This window comes from Microbispora sp. H10670 (genome assembly GCF_014161385.1).
Taxonomy (GTDB): Bacteria; Actinomycetota; Actinomycetes; order Streptosporangiales; family Streptosporangiaceae; genus Microbispora; species Microbispora triticiradicis.
On sequence record NZ_JABBWW010000015.1, the window covers coordinates 1 to 19,201 of the forward strand.

The following is a 19,201-nucleotide window of genomic DNA, read 5'->3' on the forward strand; positions in this document are numbered from 1 at the left end:
CGCCTGGATCCGCGTGATCTACCGATGCTGGCGCGACGGCACACCGTACGACCCACGCAGACACGGCGCCGCTGCCGCCCTCATCGACCAGATCGCGGCCTGAGGTTGACACAGGGGGTGTCATCGGTTCACCAGCTCGTAGACCGACTCCAGGCTCGCGGCCTCGAGGAAGTCGGGCAGCGACAGCGGCCGGCGCACCCGCTTCTCCAGCAGGACGAGCATCGTCAGCAGGTGCAGCGAGTCCCATCCGGGCACCTCGTCGAGGGCGCGGGCGAGGTCGTCGCCACCGACGGCCAGGCCGATCTCGTCCTGGAGCAGGTCCACGAACTCCTCCCTGCTGATCGCGGCCATCAGGCACGCTCCAGGGCCAGGCCCGACTTGATCCACTTGCTCGACTCGATCGCCACCGCGATCGCCCGCGACGGCCGCGTCATCCGCGGCAGCAGGCGGTCGAGCTGGAAGAAGACCAGGGCGTTGCCGTTGTTGCCGGTCTCCGCGACGCAGGAGACCTCCTCGGCCGCGGGGAAGGCGAGCCGCGCGGTGATCTTCCCGGTCATCGCGACGGACAGCTGCGGGGGCAACAGGTAGTCGACCTCCGCGCGGTCCCAGCCGAGGTCGTCCAGCAACTCGTCGGCCGTCTCCTCGGCGAGGACGGGAACGAACTCCTCGATGGCCTTGTAGTCCTCGCTGGCCGGGGCCTCGGACGTGTCACGGTCGGCCAGGCCGTACCAGCGCAGGATCTGGCCGGGCGCGCGGTCGAGGCCGGACAGCCGGGTGAGCACCGACCGGAGCACCGGCGCCTCCGGAGGGCCCGCGGTGCTCAGCACGGCGGCCCCGGCCCCGTCGCCGAACAGCACGTAGTTGACCAGCTCGTCGGGCGGCAGTGCCGTCAGGTCGGCCTTGACGTCGTAGTGCTTGGCGATGACGTCGCCGCCGACGACGAGCGCGGTGCGGTAGCGGCCGGTGGCCAGCAGCGAGGCCGCGACGTCGAACGTCTGCACGGCGCCGGAACAGCCCGACTGGAGCTGGAACGCCGGCACGCCGTCGATGCGGAGCCGCTCGGCGACGACGTTCACCGTCGCCGGCATCAGCGTGTCGGGAGTGGCGGTGCCCAGCACCACCACGTCGATCTCCTCCGCGGAGATTCCGGCCCGGGTGAGGGCCTGGACGGCGGCGCGCTCGCCGAGGTCGGCCAGGCTGTCCCGCCGTTCGCCGGTGGACAGGTCGACCGCGAGATGACGCGTCCGTGTGCCGATGAACGTGTCGACCCACTGCCGCCACACCTGGTCCATGCCGAACGCCCCGGCCAGGGCGGCGGTGTCGATGGGAGGTCCCGGCAACGCCGTTCCCACCGACAGAAGTCGTACCGGTGTCTCCGCCATACGCTCCTCCAACGAGCCGCGTCCGCGTCACCGCGCCCTGCGCGCAGCGGATCGGGACGCGAGCCCCGGCACTGCTGATGACGGTTCAGACGCTAAGAGCAACCCCTAAAGCAGCCCTAAGCCCCCGATAACGGGCAGGAACGCCGACAAGATCGCCAAGGGAGGAAGGCCGCACATCCCGTTGGGCGGGATTGCCGATAACTGAAGCGCCCTAGGGAATCTTCCGCTACGACTAGACGCTAGAGTTAACATGTGACAACTTTTGCTACAGAGCTTCATCTCCCACGGGTCGCCGCGGGAGAGGTACGAGCATTGGAGGGGCTCGATGACGGTTTCGCTCCGGCGTCAGCGCGTGCGCGACGCCACGTTGCGTGAGCTGATCTCCGTGAGCCGCGGCATCCTGACGGACCAGGGAGCCGAGGCGCTGACGATCCGGGCGGTCGCCCGCGAGATGGGCATGACCCCTCCCGGGGTCTATCGCTACTTCGACAGCCACCGCACCCTGCTGGACGCGGTCGTCGTGGCCGTTCTGGAAGAGCTGACCGAGCACATCGTCAGCGCCGTCGACAACGTCGACGCGGCCGACACGGCGGGCCGGCTCATCGCCGCCAGCAGGGCGCTGCGGAACTGGGCCGTCGGACACGGCGCGGAGTTCCACCTCTCCTGGTTCGTGTCCTCGCCGGACGAGGGCGCGTCGGTCGGCCGGGCACGACGTCAGGTGGGCAGGCTCTTCGCGGACGTCTTCTCCGGCGTCTGGCGTGACTACGGGCCCGCATCCCTGCCGCCCGAACAGCTCTCCCCGGCGACCGAGAGGCCGGCCCGGCGGCTCCTCGAACAACTGGAGACGGAACTCCCCTCCCCCTCGGCCGCGGTCGCGTTCACCCGGTGCTGGCTGCGGCTGTACGGCATGGTCAGCGTCGAGTCGCTCGGCCTGACCCGGGCCATCGGCGACGACGCGGGCGAGCTGTTCGAGGCGGAACTCGCCGATCTCGCGCGGACGCTCGGTCTCCCCGCGACCGCGCTGGGCGCCGGCCGGTGACCGGTCTCCGCGGCACTTCCTCCCCTCGGGCCGTACGCGGCCCCGACCCTCGACCGGCAACCTCTGCCACAGGAGAGCCATGACCCCCCTGCAGCTCAGCCAGGAGACCCGGTGGATCGCGGGCGTCGTCCTGCTGACCATCGTGACCATCGAGTTCGGCGGATGGTTCCTCTCCAAAATCGTCCGCGGCCAGGTGTCGATGACCCCCTTCCAACAGGCATTCGCCCGTGCCGGGCACGCGCACGCGGGGGTGCTGGTGACCCTCGGGCTCGTGTGCCTGCTCTTCGTCGACGCCACCGGCCTGAGCGGTGTCCCGGTGTGGATCGCCCGCCTCGGCGTACCGGCCGCCGCCGTGCTGATGTCCGCCGGTTTCTTCCTGTCCTCGCTGGGACAGGGAACCACCCGCCCGAACCGGTTGATCGCCCTGCTCTGGATCGGCGCGCTGTGCCTGGCCGCCGGGGTGCTCTCCCTCGGAATCGGCCTGCTGACGAGCTGAGCGTCTTCGCCACTCACGGGAGCAGCAGGCCCCAGTAGAGGGCCCACGGGAGGAAGGCGACGCCGCCGGCGAGCAGGAGGCCGAGGCGGACCCGCTCACTCCTCGTCCCGGCCTTCCGCCACACCCGGACCGTCCGTACGGCGGCGACCACCGTGGTCAGCGCCAGGGCCTGCAGGGCCAGCCAGACGATCGGGCGGCCGAGCAGCACGGGTCCCGGCGCGGCCAGCTTGCCCCCGGTCATGAGCAGGTAGAACAGGAAGGCGAACGACCCGAGCAAGGCGATCAGCCCGGCCGCGCTGAGCACGCGCGGCGCGGCCGGCAGGGCCGTACGGGACCGCCCGCGCAGCCGGCGGACGAGGGCGGTCAACGGGTAGGCGGCGAAGAGGGCGATCAGCAGCAGCGTCACGGCCGCCTGCACCGGGGCCGACTCCCACGGCGCCGGACGGTCCACCGGCACGGTCGGCGTCGCCTGCTCGGGTGCGGGGCCCGAGATGCTCGCCAGCGGCGGCCGTCCCGAGACGGCCTCGCGGACCCAGGAGCCGACCAGGTCGGCGTACCCGGGAGCGAGGGCGGGCAGCCGGGTGACGCCGCCGTCGGGCGTGAGGTGGGCGGCGTGGTCGGCCCCGGGGAAGAAGCGGAACGTGTAGTGCCGGTTGCCGCCCTTCTCCAGCGCCCGCGCGAAGATCGGCGGGGTCTCCTTCGGCGGGGTCAGCAGGTCATGGACTCCCCAGATCGCGAGCACCGGCTGCCGCACCGCGGCGAGGGCCGGCTCGGGGTCGTACCAGGGCTCGGGGAACATGCCGCCGTCGGCGATGGTCCGGTAGAGGTTCGGCTCGGCCCGGTCCACCAGCGACCCCGCCACCCCCGCCTTGCGCAGGCCCGCGGCGACGGCCCAGGTCTGCTGCCGCAGCGGCGTGAGCGCGTTGGCGCCGACGACCACGACGAACGCGACGTCCCGCGAGCGGGAGGCAGCCAGGGGCGCGACCCAGCCGCCCTCGCTGAGCCCCCAGACGCCCACCTTCGCCGGGTCCACGCCCGGCTGCGACCGCAGCGTGGCCACCGCGCCCAGCGCGTCGTCCGCGAGCGCCGAGTAGGACCGGCGGAAGAGCGAGTAGCCCTCCGACCTCTTGTCGTAGACCAGCACGGACATGCCCCTGCGGGCGAACTCCACGGCCTCGCCCATGAGCTTGGCGCGTGGCGTGCCGGTGCCGGCCCCGTGGACGAGCACCACGCCGGGCCGCCCCGGCGACGCCTTCACGGGCGACAGCACGGTGCCGTGCAGGGTGAGGCCTCCGCCGCCCGCGAAACTCACCTCCCTTCCGGTCAGGTCGGCGGGAACGGCGACCGCCTCCCCGGCGGCGGAGGGCGTTAAGGCGGCGGCCATTGCGGGGGCCATTGCGGGGGCGGCCGTCAGGGTGAGAGCGAGGCCAAGGGCCAGGGCGATTCGACGCATGCTGCCGAAACTAGTCTGCAGAGAAGTCTCGGCAAAGACATCTCTGCAGATATCGTTCTGGAGGACTAGGGTGATCCTCATGAAGGACGAGGAGCCGTTCCTGCTCGACGACCCGGGCCGTCTCAAGGCTCTGGCCCACCCCATGCGGCGCCTCATCCTGCGCCACCTCAACATCCACGGGCCCGCGACCTCCACGACGATCGGCGAGCTGCTCGGCGCGAAGACCGGCACGACCAGCTACCACCTGCGCCAGCTGGAGAAGTACGGCTTCATCGAGGAGATCCCCGAGAGATCGGCCGGCCGGGAGCGGTGGTGGCGCAGGACCGAGACCCCACGCGACATGCGCGCCCCGGCCCCCGGACAGCTCGCGCCCGAGGACCGCCCGGTGCTGGAGGAGTTCCACCGCGTCGGCTTCGAGGAGGACCGGGCACTCATGGAGCGCTTCCCCGAGGCGTACCGGCGCGACCCCGACTGGGCCAAGGGTTCACGCGGTCTCGGCAGGATGACCAAGGAGGAGTTCGCCGAGTTCTTCGACGCCTACATCGCGCTGCTGCTCAAGTACAGCCACCGGGCACAGGACGCGCCGCCGGGAGCGCGGCCCATGTACGTCCGGATGTTCGCCTTCCCCGCCGACGAGTCCTGATTCGTGCTCGTGACAGCCTCGGCGCACGAGGCCGGCTACGGGAGCGGGCGGATGAGGCCGTCCTCCAGGTAAACGGTGTGCCCGGCGTCCGCCGCCGAGACCACCGCGTTCATCCTCCGCGCCAGGCCCGGCGGCAGGAGCGTGCCGAGGTCCGCCGGAGGAACGAACATGTATTCGTCGAGTTCCTCGGGCTGCAGGTGGAGCGCCGCGATCTGAGGATCGGTGAGCACGCCCGCGTCGAAGACGAACATCAGCCCGGCGTCCCACGGCGGTGCCGGTGGCACCCAGTCGACGCATGCGAGCCGGCCCACCGACGGCGCGATGCCCAACTCCTCCTGCAGTTCACGGAGCAGAGCACTGACGGGGGACTCCCCCGCCTCGACGATTCCGCCGGGGATGTCCCATTCGTCCTTGTAGACCGGGTGCACGACAAGCACCCGCCCCTCGTCGTCTCGGAGCAAAGCGCCTGCCGCGGCACGAAGGCGCGGTACGGAGGCGACGTAGGCCAGGTAGGACGCGGAGTCGCTCATGACGGCTCCGACACTACGAGCCGCGCACGTCCCGGCGCCGGTGTATCTCCAAACCTCACGCGGAGGCGGTTCACCCACCACCGGCCGGGATCCCACGGTGGACTCGGCTGTCGTGGCCCGGCATCACGCGACGCGGGTGGAGTCCATGATCCAGTTCGTCTCCCAGGTCTGGCCGCCGTCGTAGGAGAAGGCCTGCTCCCAGTGGCACGAGTCGGGGGTGATCCCCGACCAGGTGAACCGGACGCGGATCGGGCGGCCGTCGTCGGTGTCGTCGGCGTAGAAGGTGCCGACCCCGTCGACGAAGCGGCCGACGACCGGGACCGGATCCAGGCCGCGCCTGCTGTTGATCCAGTAGATGGACCACTCGTCCCGCTCGGCGTCGTACGTCCGGACCGTCGCGCCGTCGAAGTCCTTGGTGGGCAGCGTGAGCGTGTCGAAGCTGCCCGCGCCGTCGAAGAAGCCGTACGCGACGCAGCGGCCGGGAAACTCCTCCCACTCGTCGCTGCCGACCCCCCGCTTCAGCAGCCTCCGGTTGGCCACGTCCCAGGTGCCGACGAAGAAGTCGAAGTCGTTCACCGTCCCGCCCCTTCCGGCCGGGCGCCGGCCAGGTGGTCGCCGCGGTCCGGGGATCCGTCCCCCGACTCGGACGCCCGCCCGCGCTGGTCGTCGTGGTACCGGCCGTCGGCCGCGATCGGGCCGAGCCGCGTGATCTTGTGGATGAATGCCATGCCCGGGACCGTACGACCCCTCCACTGACACCTATTGTCAGTGGATGTGCGCGCGTCCCGGCTGTTGTCCATCCTTCTGCTGCTCCAGTCGCGGGGGCGCCTGACCGCCCGCCAGCTCGCCGAAGAGCTGGAGGTGAGCGTCCGCACGATCTACCGCGACGTCGAGTCGCTCCACACCGCCGGCATCCCGTTGTACGGCGAGGCCGGGCACGAGGGCGGATACCGGCTGATGGACGGCTTCCGCACCCGGCTCACCGGGTTGACCCCGAGGGAGGCGGAGGCGCTGTTCCTGGCCCCGCTGCCGGGACCGGCCGCCGAACTCGGGCTCGGCTCCCTCGCGGCGGCGGCCGAGCTCAAGATCGAGGCCGCGCTGCCCGCCGCCCTGCGGGACGGCGTCAGGCGAATCCGGGACCACTTCCTCCTCGACGCTCCCGGCTGGTACCACGACGGCGACCACGTGCCGCACCTGCCCGACGTCGCCGAGGCCGTGTGGAACGGCCGCGTCATCGAGGTGCTCTACCGGCGGTGGGCCGCCCCCACCGAGGTCGAACGCCGGCTGGAGCCGTACGGGCTGGTGCTCAAAGGCGGGAAGTGGTACCTCGTGGCCTTCTGTGACGGCGCCCTGCGGACCTACCGGGTCACCCAGATCCTGCGGCTGCGGGTCACGGACGACACGTTCGAGCGCCCCGAGGGCTTCGACCTGGCCGGGCACTGGCGCGAGCACCTGGCGGGCTTCCGGTCGCGGCTGTTCCAGGGGCACGCGGTGATCCGGCTCTCGCCGGACGGGTGTGAGCGGCTGCGGGAGACGATGAGCTCGGCCGTGGTGACCGCCGTGGACGACACGGCCGAGGGCCCGGACCCGGACGGCTGGATCAGGGCCACCGTGCCGATCGAATCGCTGACGCACGCCCACTCCGAGTTCCTCAGGCTCGGCGCCGAGGTGGAAATCCTGGAGCCCGCCGAACTCCGGCGCAAGCTGGCGGACACCGCCGCGGCCCTGGCCGTCCTCTACCGGTGAAGCGTGGCCGAGCAGGCGGATGGCAGGATGCTTGCGGTAGGGGTCACGACGGTCACGGCGCGACGGGACGCGCCGCACCGTGGAAGAGCCGAAGGAGGCAGATGAGCCGGAAGAACCATCGCGTCGCCGTGCTCGTGCTGGAGGGCGCGAAGCCGCTCGACGTCGGCATCCCCGCGCAGGTGTTCTCCAGCCGGCCGAGCATGCCGTACGAGGTGCGGGTGTGCGGCGCCGCGCCCGGACTGGTGACCGGCGGCGACGGCCTCTCCTATCACGTGGCCGAGGGCCTCGACGCCTTCGAGCACGCCGACACCGTCTTCATCCCCGGCTATCGGGAGCCGGCGACAACGGAGCCGCCGACCGCTGTCCTCGGCGCGCTCATGGCCGCCCACGAGCGCGGAACCCGGCTCGCCGCCATCTCGACAGGGGCGTTCGCGCTGGCGGCGGCGGGCCTGCTCGACGGCAAGCGGGCGACGACCCACTGGCACTACACGAAGGCCCTCGCCGGCAAGCATCCGCTCGTACGGGTGGACGAGAACGTGCTGTTCGTGGACGAAGGCGACGTGCTGACGTCGGCGGGCGCGGCGTCCGGCATCGACCTGTGCCTGCACCTGGTGCGGCGCGACCACGGCGTCGGGCTGTCCAACCACGTGGCGAGACGGCTGGTGGCGGCGCCCTATCGCAGCGGCGGTCAGGCGCAGTACGTTCCCCGCAGCGTGCCCGAGCCGCTCGGCGACCTGTTCGCGAACACGCGGGAGTGGGCCCTGGCGCACCTGTCCGAACGGCTGACCCTCGAGACCCTCGCCCGCCACGCCCGGGTGTCGGCGCGCACCTTCTCCCGGCGGTTCGTGGAGGACACCGGCCACACGCCGATGCAGTGGGTGCTCCGGGCACGCGTGGACCTGGCACGCGAACTGCTCGAACGCACCGACCTGGGTGTGGAGCAGATCGCCGACCGGGTCGGGCTCGGCACCGGCGCCAACCTGCGCCTGCACTTCCAACGCATCCTCGGCACCTCCCCGACCGAGTACCGCCACACCTTCTCGGCCTGAACCCGGCTGGGCAGGGTGTGGCGAGATCCTTGCGGACGGTGGCGAAACTTCTGGCTGGATTCTTGCGCATGCTGTCATTCGGGCCACTGTCGGCCCGGCGTCCGGGCGCCGATCATGGAGCCCAGAACGAGCGGAACGAAAGGAACGCCCATGACCCGCATCGCCGTCAACGGATTCGGCCGCATCGGACGCAACACCCTCCGCGCCCTGCTCGAACGCGACAACGACCTCGAAGTGGTCGCCGTCAACGACCTCACCGCCCCGGAGACCCTCGCGCACCTGCTCAAGTACGACAGCGCGCTCGGCCGCCTCGGCCTCCCCGTCGAGGTCGACGGCGCCGACCTCGTGGTCGACGGCCGCCGCATCCAGGTGCTCGCCGAACGCGAACCCGCCAAGCTGCCCTGGGCCGAGCTCGACGTCGCCATCGTGCTCGAGTCCACCGGCCGCTTCACCGCGGCGCGTGCCGCCCGCGCGCACATCGACGCGGGCGCCAGGCGCGTGCTGGTGAGCGCCCCCTCCGACGGCGCCGACGTCACGCTCGCCTACGGCGTGAACACCGAGGCGTACGACCCCGCCGAGCACGTGATCGTCTCGAACGCCTCGTGCACCACGAACGCGCTGGCTCCGCTGGCGTCAGTGCTCGACGACCTGGCCGGCATCGAGCACGGCTTCATGACCACGGTGCACGCCTACACCCAGGAGCAGAACCTGCAGGACGGCCCGCACCGCGACCTGCGTCGCGCCCGCGCGGCCGGCGTGAACATCGTGCCCACCACCACAGGGGCCGCCAAGGCCATCGGCCTGGTGCTGCCGAACCTCGACGGCAAGCTGTCGGGCGACGCGATCCGCGTGCCGGTCCCGGTGGGTTCGATCGTGGAGCTGAACACCACCGTCTCACGCGAGGTGACCCGCGACGAGGTGCTCGCGGCCTACCGCGCCGCCGCCGACGGCAGGCTCAAGGGCATCCTCGACTACGCCGACGAACCGCTGGTCTCCAGCGACATCACCGGCCAGCCGGCGTCGGCGATCTTCGACGCCGCCCTCACCCGCGTCGAGGGCAGGCACGTCAAGGTGGTGGCCTGGTACGACAACGAGTGGGGCTTCTCGAACCGGGTCGTCGACACACTGGAGCTGCTCGCCCGCGACTGAGCCCGCCGTACGCACAAGTCGCGGATCTTCACGTCAGTCACCCCGTGGCCGGCGGTCCCGCTCCTCCACCGGCGGGCGCCCGAGCAGTTTGTCGATGCTGCGGCGCTCGCGTTTGGTGGGACGTCCCGCGCCCCGAGCCCGGACGGCCACCGTCACGGCCTCTTCGCGCGGAGGGGGCGGAGGGCTCTTGTCGACGTAGCACTCGGCGGCCACGGGGGCGCCGACGCGCTTGGTGATGACGCGGGAGACGACCACGATGCGTTCGCGCCCCTCGTGCCGCAGCCGGACCTCGTCACCGGCCCGGACGACGTGCGCGGGCTTGACCCGCGCCCCGTTGACCCGGACGTGACCGCCCCGGCAGGCGTCGGACGCGATCGAACGGGTCCTGGTCAGCCGTACCGACCAGATCCAGATGTCCACCCGCGCACTCACCTGCTCACCCGGCACCCCGCCACTGTACTGAGACCGGCGCGCCGCCGACGTGCCGGCGCGGGTGTGGTCGATGCTGGGCACGTCGAGGTCGATGGCGGCCGAGCCGTCAGCGGGCATCGAAACACAAGGTGGCGATGCGGCACTCCGTACGGGTGACAGGACGGGCATGGGGAATCGCGCTGCCGCGAAGAAGCACCATTCCCCTCCATGGCAGGTCCACGGTTACCGGTAGCCCCTGCGTCACCGGCGCCACGGGAAATGTGGGCGTCTATCGCATGGGCCCAGGTGACAGGACCCTCGCCGCGGTGGCCGTCTTCTACGGCGGCCGGCTGCCGACATCCCGATCGGCCGACTCGAGCCGACGCTGTCGCCGACCTCGCGGATCATCGGGCATGTGCTCTTCCCCGTCGGAGACAACGACCACGTCGTCCCTTCCGGACAGCAACGAGAGATCGCGGACGCGCTGCGCGAGACCGACGTGCGTCACGAGATCGTCGTCTCTCCAAGCGGCGGCTCCGCGTGTACTGGAGCGCACGCGCCCCCGGGTCGGCTCCTCAGGGCCGGGGGCACGTGCGTTTCACGGGGTCACGTGTAGAGGAAGTAGTAGCGGTACCGGCTCTCCCACACGCACGAATAGCCCTCCCACCAGCCCTGGGCGACGCCGTGGCTTCCGATTCGCTGGCACTCCGAGTAGTCCCTGAAAGCGCCGACCAAGCTTGCGGCTTGCGCCGGGGTGGCGCCGATCGTTGACGACACTCCAAGGACCATGACGGCCGAGATGAGAACAGCGCGTGCCTTTCGCATTCGTCCTCCTGCGACTGGGGAGATCATGACGGTGGACATTATCACTCAACTACGCGCCAGAGAGATTGTCACGTCCGGCTCGGTCGCGGGGAAGAGCGTGAAACTTTCACCGGCCTTCTCGTGGAACGAGACATGTTTCACGGGTGTTTACCGCCGGTAACGCCGCTGTTGCCTCCGAGATCGGCTGACTACCGGCAATCTCTGCCGTTGTCAATTCGGGGCTGGGCGGCCTTGAAAGACCTCGTGGGTACGTATCCGACTGCCTGTGCATGCCATAGGCGATCTGAGACTCTAATCGCACTTCGTGTCCATAAAGCACGATTTATGCCGCGTTCCCTGTTCGATTAGAGCGATACAACGAAAATTTTGACCATCGTCACGACGTGTCATATCGTCGCCCCGCCCATATCGATGTGAGCCGCGACACTCGAGCAGGACGTTGTTCTCGCAGCGCTACGGTCGCGTGCTGGTCGCGGCCGCCCCGGCGCCGGGAGGAGACATGGACGGCCACCACGGACGCGGCGATCATCCGACCAACGGAGTCGCACCATGCAAGCTCGAATCACCAAGGCCATGATCGTCGGCATGGCGATGACCATGCTGGCCGCCGTCGGTGTCTCAGCGGTCTTCGCGCCGCCGGCTCACGCTGCGCAGGTGATCACTGATATCTCTTACGCGCCCGCGCAGCCGGCCGGCAGCAGGGGGCACATGCTGGACCTATATCTGCCGTCCACCGGCATCACGCCCCGGCCGCTGCTGATCTGGCACAGTGGCTCCGCGTGGTCGAGCGACGACGGCAAGACCGGCGCGGACGCGATCGCGGCCGTCTTCAATCCTCTTGGCTTCGCCGTGGCCGGCGTCAGCGTCCGGTCCAGCGCTCAAGCGATCTTCCCGGCCCAGGTGCACGACATCAAGGCGGCCATCCGCTGGCTGCGCGCGAACGCCGCCACGTACCAGATCGACCCCAATCGCATCGCGATCATGGGTGACTCCTCGGGCGGCTGGCTGACGGAGATGGCCACCCTGTCCGGCGGCGTGGCGGCGCTGGAGGGCACCATCGGCACGACCGGCGTCTCCAGCGCCGTGCAGGTGGGACTCGCCTTCTACAGCCCGACCGACTTCCTGCAGATGAACGCGCAGAACCTGCCGACCGGCGGGCTGGACCACAACTCTCCCGCCTCCCCGGAATCCCTCCTGGTCGGCTGCCCGATCCAGACCTGTCCGGCCACGGTGGCCCAGGCCAATCCGATGACCTACGTCGACAGCAACGACCCGCCGCTGATGTTCCTGCACGGCCAGGCCGACTTCCTGGTGCCGCACGGGCAGAGCGTCCTTCTCTACAACAAGATCAAGGCCCAGTGCGGCGACGCCACGTTCATCTCGGTGCCCGGAGCGGATCACATGATGCCCCAGGTCATGGACCCTGCCCACTACGGCACGCAGACGGTCCGCACCACCACCGACTGCACCGAGACCGTCGGCACCGGCACGTTGAACCCCACCTGGGCCAACTTCGCCACCTTCCTGCGCGGCGGGCTCAAAATGGGCACCTCCTGCGAGGTCACCTACGCCCGCGGCTCCGGGAGCGGCACTTTCAACGGCAGTGTGACCATGAGGAACACCGGCACGGCCCCCATCGACGGCTGGACCGTGACGTGGACCTGGCCGGGCAACCAGCAGATCACGAGCGCCTGGAACGCCACGGTGACCCAGTCCGGCACCCAGGTGACCGCACGCGACCTCGGCTACAACTCCTACATCGGCCCCGGCTCCAGTCAGAGCTTCGGCTTCACGGCGAGCTTCACCGGCACGAACGGCATTCCGGCCCAGTTCAAACTCAACGACATCGCCTGCACGACAGTGCCCGCCTGAGACGACGCGCGCCGGGCCTGAGCCGAATGGCGACGGCCCGGCGTCGTTCTCCCGCCGTCCGGATTGCGGCCTATCGCATTCGGGAAATCGCGACGTGAAGCGAAAAAGCGATGTCCAAATTCAAACACGATCCGTCCGGCCTCGATCACGTAATGTCGCTGACCAGATCGCGGGCTTTCATATTGCTTCACCCGAGGGCCGCCCCTATCCTTGCCAGTGGCGGCTCGCCGGCTTATTCCACGCTTGCAGTGACCGGCCGGGAGTCACGTGATATCCCGGGACCCGAATAAACCGGGTAAGCCGCCTTCCCCTGTCGAAGGCCGTTGTCCGGGATCGTCGATGAGTTAGGGGACGTGTGCGTACATCCAACATGTTCGTCAGGAGCCTCGGCGTCTATGTGCCTGACAGCGTGAGCGTCGAGCGGGCGGTTCGTGAGGGCTGGTACCCGGCCGACGAGGCCGAGAAGTTCCAGCAGATCGGCGCGGCGGTGGCCGGCGACATGCCCGCGCCCGAGATGGCGCGGCTCGCGGTCCTGGACGCGTACGACCGCTGGGGTGAGTCCTCCCCGCGCGACCTCGACCTTCTGCTCTACCCGTCGGTCTGGCACCAGGGCCCGAACGGTTGGCAGCCCCAGCACTACTTGCAGATGCACCTCCTCGGCGGGAACGTGCCGGCGTTCGAGATCCGGAGCGGCTGCGTAGGGATGATCAGCTCACTCGAGCTGGCGGCGAGCTACCTGCAGGCCGACGCCGACCGGGAGACGGCCATGGTCGTCTCCTCGGACAACCACGGCACCCCGCTGGTGGACCGCTGGCGGATGACCCCCGGAGCGCTGATCGGCGACGCCGCGGCCGCGCTCCTCCTCGGCAAGGAGTACGGCATGGCCGAGCTCCTGTCGGTGAACGCGACGGTGATCCCGGAGGCCGACGCGGTCAACGACGGCGCCTACCCCCTGTTCCCCCCGGACGCCACCGTCGGCAGGGGGCTGAGCTTCGGAGACCGGCACGAGGAATTCCGCCAGCGGCTGCTCCAGAGGCAGGGAACCGGGATCCACCTGACGATTCAGAAAACGATGATGCAACAGGTCGAAAAGACCTTGGACGAGGCTGGGATCGGACTCGCCGACATCACACGGGTGGCGTTCCCGCACGGCCGTCGCGAGGACCTGGACGGGCAGATGTCCTGGCTGGGCGTCGACGAAGACCAGACCACCTGGGACTACGGGCGGCGCGTCGGCCACTGCGGCGCGGTGGACCAGTTCATCGCCTTCGAGCATCTGATCGCGACCGGCGGGCTCGTAGCCGGCGATCACCTGCTCATGGTCGGGTTCGGCTCCGGAACGTCCGTCGCCGCTGCGGTGTTCAGGGTCCTTTCCACCTCTCCCGTCAAGAGAGGAGCACGCGCATGACCGAGATCACCCAGAGGCTGATCGACTACATCCAGGAGAACCTCGTCCTGGAGGGCGACGACATCAAGGTCGACGAGACGACCCCGCTCCTTCAGTCGGGTCTCCTGGACTCCCTGCGGACGGCGCGGCTGCTGAACTTCCTCCGGAGGGACATCGGCGTCCCGATCCCCGCCGCGAAGCTCGACCCCGAGAACTTCAAGGACGTCCTGACCATCGTGGCGATGGTCAGAGAACTCGAATCCGTCTAGCGGAGCGAGGGCAGAGTCATGCAGTGGGCGGACACGTACATCAGCGGAGTGGGAGCCTTCCTCCCGCGGACCGTCGTCAGTGTCGAGAAGGCCGTCGCCAAAGGCTGGTACCCGGCTGAAGAGGCCGAACTGCACAACCTGGCGGGGACGGCGGTGGCCGGTGACCTGCCGGCTCCGGAGATGGCCCTGCACGCGGCGCAGAGCGCGCTCAAGCGCAGCGGGCGGGCACCGGCCGACCTGGATCTCCTCCTGTACGCCTCGACGTGGCACCAGGGACCTGACGGCTGGCCCCCGCACTCCTACCTGCAGCGTCATCTGGTCGGCGGGGACGTCCTGGCCACCGAGATCCGGCAGGGCTGCAACGGAATGTTCATCGCCCTGGAACTCGCGGCCAGCTACCTGGGCGCCGCTCCCGGCCGGCAGGCCGCCCTGCTGGTCGCCTCCGACAATTACGGCACGCCGCTGATGGACCGGTGGCGGATGGGCCCCGGCTACATAGGCGGGGACGCCGCCAGCGCGCTCGTGCTCACCAAGGAGGCGGGTTTCGCGCGCCTGATGTCGGTCTGCACCACGACAGTGGCCGAGGCCGAGGAACTGCACCGGGGCAGCGAACCCCTGTTCCCCCCGGGCGTCACGGTCGGGCGCCGGATCAGCTTCGCGGCCCGGAACGAGCAGTTCCGGCAGCAGGTCATGCCCAAGGGCGAGGCCACCTCGGCGCTGTTCAACATCCAGCGGGCCCTCATGGAGGTCGTCGAGCGCGCGCTGGACGAGAGCGGGATCGAGGCCGGCGATCTCACCCGGGTGGCGTTCATGAACTACTCCGAAGAGATCGTCGAACAGCGGTGCATGGCCGTGCTCGACCTGCCCATGTCACGCTCGACCTGGGATTACGGCCGCACCATCGGCCACTGCGGGGCCAGCGACCAGGTCCTTTCCCTCGATCACCTGCTCATGACCGGGCAACTGCGCCCCGGCGACCACATGCTGATGCTCGGCACAGGGCCGGGAGTGACCGTCTCCAGCGCCGTGATCAAGATGCTCGATCTTCCTCAATGGGTCGGAAATCGAAGGGAAATGAACGCAGATGGTCGATAGTCCGCGCGGAGCCCGGGTGGAACCAGTGGCGGTGATCGGGATCGGATGCCGTCTTCCCGGCGACGCCCACTCACCGGACGAGTTCTGGGACCTGTTGTGCGACGGCCGGAACACGACCCGATCGCTGCCCGCCGAACGCTGGCGCCGGTACGAGAACCGGAGCCCCGAATACGCCGCCGCGCTGCGCGGCGCCGTGCGTCACGGCAGCTTCCTGAGCGACATCGAGGGCTTCGACGCGGAGTTCTTCGGCCTGTCGCCCCGCGAGGCCGAGTTGATGGACCCGCAGCAGCGGATCCTGATGGAGACCGCGTGGGAGGCCCTGGAGAACGCCGGCCTGCCGCCGCACGAGCTGGCCGGCACCGACGCCGGGGTGTTCATGGGGGTCTGCACCGCCGACTACGGGGGCCGCCTCCTGGAGGACCTGCCCCAGATCGAGGCGTGGACCGGGATCGGCGCCGCGACCTGCGCCGTCGCCAACCGCATCTCCTACTCCCTGGACCTGCGCGGGCCCAGCATGGCGATCGACACCGCCTGCTCGGCGTCGCTGGTCGCGCTGCACCTGGCCGCGCAGAGTCTGCGGCTCGGCGAGAACGACGTCGCCCTCGCCGGCGGCGTCAACCTGCTGGTCTCCCCGGGCCAGACCCTCACGCTGGGCACGGCCGGAGCCCTGGCCCCCGACGGGCGGTCCAAGTCGTTCGACGCTTCGGCCGACGGCTACGGACGCGGCGAGGGCTGCGGCGTGGTCGTGCTCAAGCGGCTGTCCGACGCGCGGCGCGACGGCGACCGGATCCTCGCGCTCGTCATCGGCAGCGCCGTGAACCAGGACGGGCACACCAACGGCATCATGGCGCCGTGCGGGGAGGCTCAGGAACACGTGATGATCCGGGCCTGCCGGCAGGCGGGCGTCGAGCCGTCCACCGTCGACTACATCGAGGCGCACGGCACCGGGACCCGGCTCGGCGACCCGCTGGAGGCGGGGGCGCTCTCCTCCGTGTACGGCACGCGGCGGCCCCCCGGCGACCCGTGCCTCATCGGCTCGGTCAAGTCCAACATCGGTCACCTCGAAGGCGCCGCCGGCATCGCCGGCGTCATCAAGGCGGTGCTCGCCCTCGACCGGGGTGAGATCCCCCCGAGCGTGCTGAACAGCCCGAACCCGGCCATCCCGTGGGAGACCTCGGGCCTTCGCGTGGTGACCGAGCGGTCGGCCTGGCCCGAGCGCGACCACCCCCGCCGGGCGGGCGTCTCCAGCTTCGGGTACGGCGGCACGGTCGCGCACATCGTGCTGGAGCAGGCTCCTCCGGCCCAGCCGGTGCCCCGGGACGAGGAGACGGGAGAGCGGCTGTTCCCGCTGTCGGCCGCGTCGGAGCAGGCTCTGCGGCAGTACGCGGGCAGGCTCGCCGACCACTTCGAGAAAGGGCTCGACCTGGCGTCGGCGGGGCACACGCTGGCGCTGCGGCGCACCCATCTGCCCCGTCGCGCCGTCGTGATCGGGGCTGACGGGGACGAGCTCGCGGCCGGCCTGCGCAGGCTCGCGGACGACGTGCCGGCCGAGGCCGTCCTCACCGGGGACGTGCTGCCCGAGCTCGGTCCCGGTCCGGTCTGGGTCTTCTCCGGGCAGGGATGCCAGTGGCGCGGGATGGGGCGGGAGCTGCTCGCCGTGCCGGAGTTCGCGTCCCTGGTCGACGAGGTGGAGCCGATCTTCGCTGAGGAGATCGGCTTCTCTCCCCGGCAGGTCCTGGCCGACGGCGATCTCGACACGATCGACCGCGTGCAAAACATGATCTTCGTGATGCAGCTGGGCCTCGCCAGGCTGTGGAACGCGTACGGGGTCGCTCCGAAGGCCGTCATCGGCCACTCCGTCGGTGAGATCGCGGCGGCGGTGACGGCCGGCGCGATGACCGTCGCCGACGGCGCCCGCCTGATCTGCCGCCGCTCGCGGCTGCTGCGTCAGGCCGAGGGCAAGGGGGCCATGGTGATGGTCGACCTGTCCTTCGAGGAGGCGGCCGACAGGCTGGCCGGCCGTACCGACCTGGTGGCGGCGATCTCGTCGGCGCCCGGCTCCACCGTGCTGTCCGGCGACGTCGCCGCGGTCGAGGTGGTGGTGAACGAGTGGCCGGCCGAGGGCATCGTGGTGCGGCGGGTGGCGTCGGACGTCGCCTTCCACAGCCCGCACATGGATCCTCTGGCCGTCGAACTGGCCGCCGCCACCACCGATCTCTCGTTCGGCGCGCCCCGCATCCCCATGTACACGACCGCGCTGGCGGACCCCCGGTCCACGCCCGTCCTGGACAGCGCGTACTGGGCGGCGAACCTCCGGGAGCCCGTGCGGCTGGCCGCGGCGACGACGGCTGCGGCGCAGGACGGCTACCGTGTGTTCCTGGAGATCTCTCCCCACCCCGTGGTCGCGCACTCCGTCACCGAGACGCTCTCGGAGAACGGGTTCGAGGACGTTTTCGTCGGCACGTCACTGCGCCGCAACCAGCCGGAGCTACAGACCTTCCTCATCGCGGTGGGCACGGCGCACTGTCACGGCGTCGATGTGGACTGGAGCCGGCTGCAGCCGTCCGGCGGCCTGACCGATCTGCCGCCGTACGCCTGGCAGCACCGCCGCCACTGGCGCGAGTCCTACAACGAGGAAGGCAACCGAGGGCATGACGTGGACTCTCACACCCTGCTCGGAGCCGGGACCAGCCTCGCGGGCAGCCGTACCCGGGTGTGGCGGACCTGCTTGGAGGACGCCAACCGGCCCTACCCGGGCAGCCACGCCCTCAACGGGGTCGAGATCGTGCCCGCCGCCGTGCTGGTCAACACGTTCCTGCACGCGGTCGAGGACGAGGACGTCACGCTCACAGACGTGGAGATGATGCATCCGCTGATGACCGCGCAGCGCAGGCAGATCCAGGTCGTGCACGAGCCTCCGGCGATACGGCTCGCGGCCCGTACGCCGGCCGGCCCCGACGAGCCCGAACCCGCCTGGCTGGTGCACGTCACCGCGGACGTGGCCGCTCCGGGACAGGTGAAGCCCGACGTGCTGCCGGACGCCGGTGGTCTCACCCCGATGGACCCCGGCTTCGTGCACAACCGGCTGGCCACCGTCGGCGTGCCCTCGACGGGCTTCGACTGGACGATCGAGACGCTGCTGAGCGGAGACGGCGTGCTGCGGGCCACGGTCCGCACCGAGAAACCGGGGGGCTGGGCTTCGGCTCTGGACGCGGCGATGTCCGTGGCGCCCTGCGTGTTCCCCGGCGATCCGGTGCTGCGCATGGTGGTGCACATCGACGAGGTGGTGCTGACCGGGACGCCGCCCACAACGGTGATCATCGACGCGGCAGTGGACCCGGCCGCCGACGACACCGTGCGAGCGCTGGTGGCCGACCTGGACGGCCGGGTGGTGGGACACCTCTCGGGGCTCCGCTATCCGGTGATCGACGCGCCCGCCCCGGACGAGGAGGATTTCCGGCAGCCCGCGGAGTCGTTCGGCGGCCTGGCGCCCGAGGTCCTGCACGAGCGCGTCCTGCCCGAGGTCTGCGCGGAGATCGCGGCCGTGATGAGGCTGGCCCCCGAGGACCTGGCGATCCGGCGTCCCCTTGTCGAACAGGGGCTGGACTCGGTGATGACCGTCATGGTCCGGCGGCGCCTGGAGAAGCGCTTCGGCTGCCGTCTCCCCACGACCCTGCTGTGGCAGCAGCCCACCATCTCCGCCATCGCGAATCACCTGGTGGAGCTTCTCTCGACTTCGAAACAGGACGCGGCGGCGGAGACCGTTCCCGAGAGCATGCCCGCGATCGGGGGATGAGGCCGCCGGCCGGGCGGCCCGAGGGACGATCCCCTCGGGCCGCCCGGCTGTCGTCGTCG

The 19,201-nt window shown here is 70.4% G+C and carries 19 protein-coding genes; 11 read left to right on the plus strand and 8 right to left on the minus strand.

Going from position 1 to position 19,201, the window contains the following annotated elements; all coding sequences use genetic code 11:
* Nucleotides 1-120: 120 nt before the first annotated feature.
* Both HHX33_RS20840 and HHX33_RS20845 read right to left on the minus strand, forming a co-directional pair.
* On the minus strand, nt 121-351 hold the full coding sequence (locus HHX33_RS20840) for an acyl carrier protein (protein WP_138462661.1): 231 nt from the start codon (nt 349-351) through the stop codon (nt 121-123).
* Entirely contained in the window at nt 351-1,382 is a 1,032-nt protein-coding gene (locus HHX33_RS20845) for a 3-oxoacyl-ACP synthase III family protein (protein WP_138462660.1), read from the minus strand. Before HHX33_RS20845 ends, HHX33_RS20840 begins: the two co-directional genes overlap by 1 nt.
* Nucleotides 1,383-1,707: 325 nt before the next feature.
* On the opposite strand from HHX33_RS20845, the gene HHX33_RS20850 reads away from it, so the two are divergent.
* Together HHX33_RS20850 and HHX33_RS20855 are read left to right on the plus strand one after the other, a co-directional pair.
* Nucleotides 1,708-2,421 carry a TetR/AcrR family transcriptional regulator gene (locus tag HHX33_RS20850; RefSeq protein WP_182876091.1) on the plus strand — a complete coding sequence of 238 codons (714 nt, stop codon included), beginning with the start codon at nt 1,708-1,710 and terminating at the stop codon, nt 2,419-2,421.
* Between the two features lie 79 nt (nt 2,422-2,500).
* Nucleotides 2,501-2,917 carry a hypothetical protein gene (locus HHX33_RS20855; protein WP_111700706.1) on the plus strand — a complete coding sequence of 139 codons (417 nt, stop codon included), beginning with the start codon at nt 2,501-2,503 and terminating at the stop codon, nt 2,915-2,917.
* Nucleotides 2,918-2,930: 13 nt separating this feature from the next.
* On the opposite strand, the gene HHX33_RS20860 is transcribed toward HHX33_RS20855, so the two are convergent.
* A complete protein-coding gene (locus HHX33_RS20860) occupies nt 2,931-4,370 on the minus strand; it encodes an alpha/beta hydrolase family protein (RefSeq protein WP_220502032.1) in 1,440 nt (479 codons plus the stop codon).
* A gap of 79 nt (nt 4,371-4,449) precedes the next feature.
* Here HHX33_RS20860 and HHX33_RS20865 point away from each other — a divergent pair, with 79 nt between their 5' ends.
* Nucleotides 4,450-5,013, plus strand: a complete 564-nt coding sequence (locus HHX33_RS20865) for an ArsR/SmtB family transcription factor (RefSeq protein ID WP_182876092.1) — start codon at nt 4,450-4,452, stop codon at nt 5,011-5,013.
* A 35-nt stretch (nt 5,014-5,048) separates the two neighbouring features.
* Here HHX33_RS20865 and HHX33_RS20870 read toward each other — a convergent pair whose 3' ends face one another.
* From HHX33_RS20870 to HHX33_RS20880, 3 genes are all read right to left on the minus strand, one after another.
* Nucleotides 5,049-5,543, minus strand: coding sequence for an NUDIX domain-containing protein (locus tag HHX33_RS20870; protein ID WP_182876093.1), 495 nt, complete (start codon nt 5,541-5,543; stop codon nt 5,049-5,051).
* 123 nt (nt 5,544-5,666) lie between these two features.
* Nucleotides 5,667-6,119, minus strand: a complete 453-nt coding sequence (locus tag HHX33_RS20875) for a hypothetical protein (RefSeq protein WP_182876094.1) — start codon at nt 6,117-6,119, stop codon at nt 5,667-5,669.
* Complete coding sequence (locus HHX33_RS20880) at nt 6,116-6,271, minus strand: hypothetical protein (protein WP_182876095.1); 156 nt, start codon at nt 6,269-6,271, stop codon at nt 6,116-6,118. The genes HHX33_RS20875 and HHX33_RS20880 overlap by 4 nt, the downstream gene beginning before the upstream one ends.
* Nucleotides 6,272-6,317: 46 nt before the next feature.
* Between HHX33_RS20880 and HHX33_RS20885 the strand changes: the two genes are divergently transcribed.
* The 3 genes from HHX33_RS20885 (at nt 6,318) to gap (ending at nt 9,487) form a co-directional block, all read left to right on the plus strand.
* Nucleotides 6,318-7,289, plus strand: a complete 972-nt coding sequence (locus tag HHX33_RS20885) for a helix-turn-helix transcriptional regulator (RefSeq protein ID WP_182876096.1) — start codon at nt 6,318-6,320, stop codon at nt 7,287-7,289.
* 101 nt (nt 7,290-7,390) lie between these two features.
* Nucleotides 7,391-8,338, plus strand: coding sequence for a GlxA family transcriptional regulator (locus HHX33_RS20890; RefSeq protein WP_182876097.1), 948 nt, complete (start codon nt 7,391-7,393; stop codon nt 8,336-8,338).
* 150 nt (nt 8,339-8,488) lie between these two features.
* Complete coding sequence (gene gap, locus HHX33_RS20895; RefSeq protein ID WP_182876098.1) at nt 8,489-9,487, plus strand: type I glyceraldehyde-3-phosphate dehydrogenase; 999 nt, start codon at nt 8,489-8,491, stop codon at nt 9,485-9,487.
* A 33-nt stretch (nt 9,488-9,520) separates the two neighbouring features.
* Here gap and HHX33_RS20900 read toward each other — a convergent pair whose 3' ends face one another.
* Together HHX33_RS20900 and HHX33_RS36275 are read right to left on the minus strand one after the other, a co-directional pair.
* Nucleotides 9,521-9,907, minus strand: coding sequence for an RNA-binding S4 domain-containing protein (locus tag HHX33_RS20900; RefSeq protein WP_310741470.1), 387 nt, complete (start codon nt 9,905-9,907; stop codon nt 9,521-9,523).
* Between the two features lie 597 nt (nt 9,908-10,504).
* Nucleotides 10,505-10,633 carry a hypothetical protein gene (locus tag HHX33_RS36275; RefSeq protein WP_259402696.1) on the minus strand — a complete coding sequence of 43 codons (129 nt, stop codon included), beginning with the start codon at nt 10,631-10,633 and terminating at the stop codon, nt 10,505-10,507.
* Between the two features lie 639 nt (nt 10,634-11,272).
* Here HHX33_RS36275 and HHX33_RS20910 point away from each other — a divergent pair.
* The 5 genes from HHX33_RS20910 to HHX33_RS20930 all read left to right on the plus strand — a co-directional run bounded on the left by HHX33_RS20910 (nt 11,273) and on the right by HHX33_RS20930 (nt 19,142).
* A complete protein-coding gene (locus HHX33_RS20910; RefSeq protein ID WP_182876101.1) occupies nt 11,273-12,595 on the plus strand; it encodes a cellulose binding domain-containing protein in 1,323 nt (440 codons plus the stop codon).
* Between the two features lie 355 nt (nt 12,596-12,950).
* The gene (locus tag HHX33_RS20915; protein ID WP_244302346.1) at nt 12,951-14,003 is read left to right on the plus strand and encodes a ketoacyl-ACP synthase III family protein; all 1,053 of its coding nucleotides are present in this window, start codon (nt 12,951-12,953) and stop codon (nt 14,001-14,003) included.
* Entirely contained in the window at nt 14,000-14,251 is a 252-nt protein-coding gene (locus HHX33_RS20920; protein WP_111700718.1) for an acyl carrier protein, read from the plus strand. Before HHX33_RS20915 ends, HHX33_RS20920 begins: the two co-directional genes overlap by 4 nt.
* An 18-nt stretch (nt 14,252-14,269) precedes the next feature.
* Nucleotides 14,270-15,346, plus strand: a complete 1,077-nt coding sequence (locus HHX33_RS20925) for a ketoacyl-ACP synthase III family protein (RefSeq protein WP_182876102.1) — start codon at nt 14,270-14,272, stop codon at nt 15,344-15,346.
* A gap of 16 nt (nt 15,347-15,362) precedes the next feature.
* Entirely contained in the window at nt 15,363-19,142 is a 3,780-nt protein-coding gene (locus HHX33_RS20930) for a type I polyketide synthase (protein WP_310741458.1), read from the plus strand.
* The last annotated feature ends 59 nt before the right edge of the window (nt 19,143-19,201 follow it).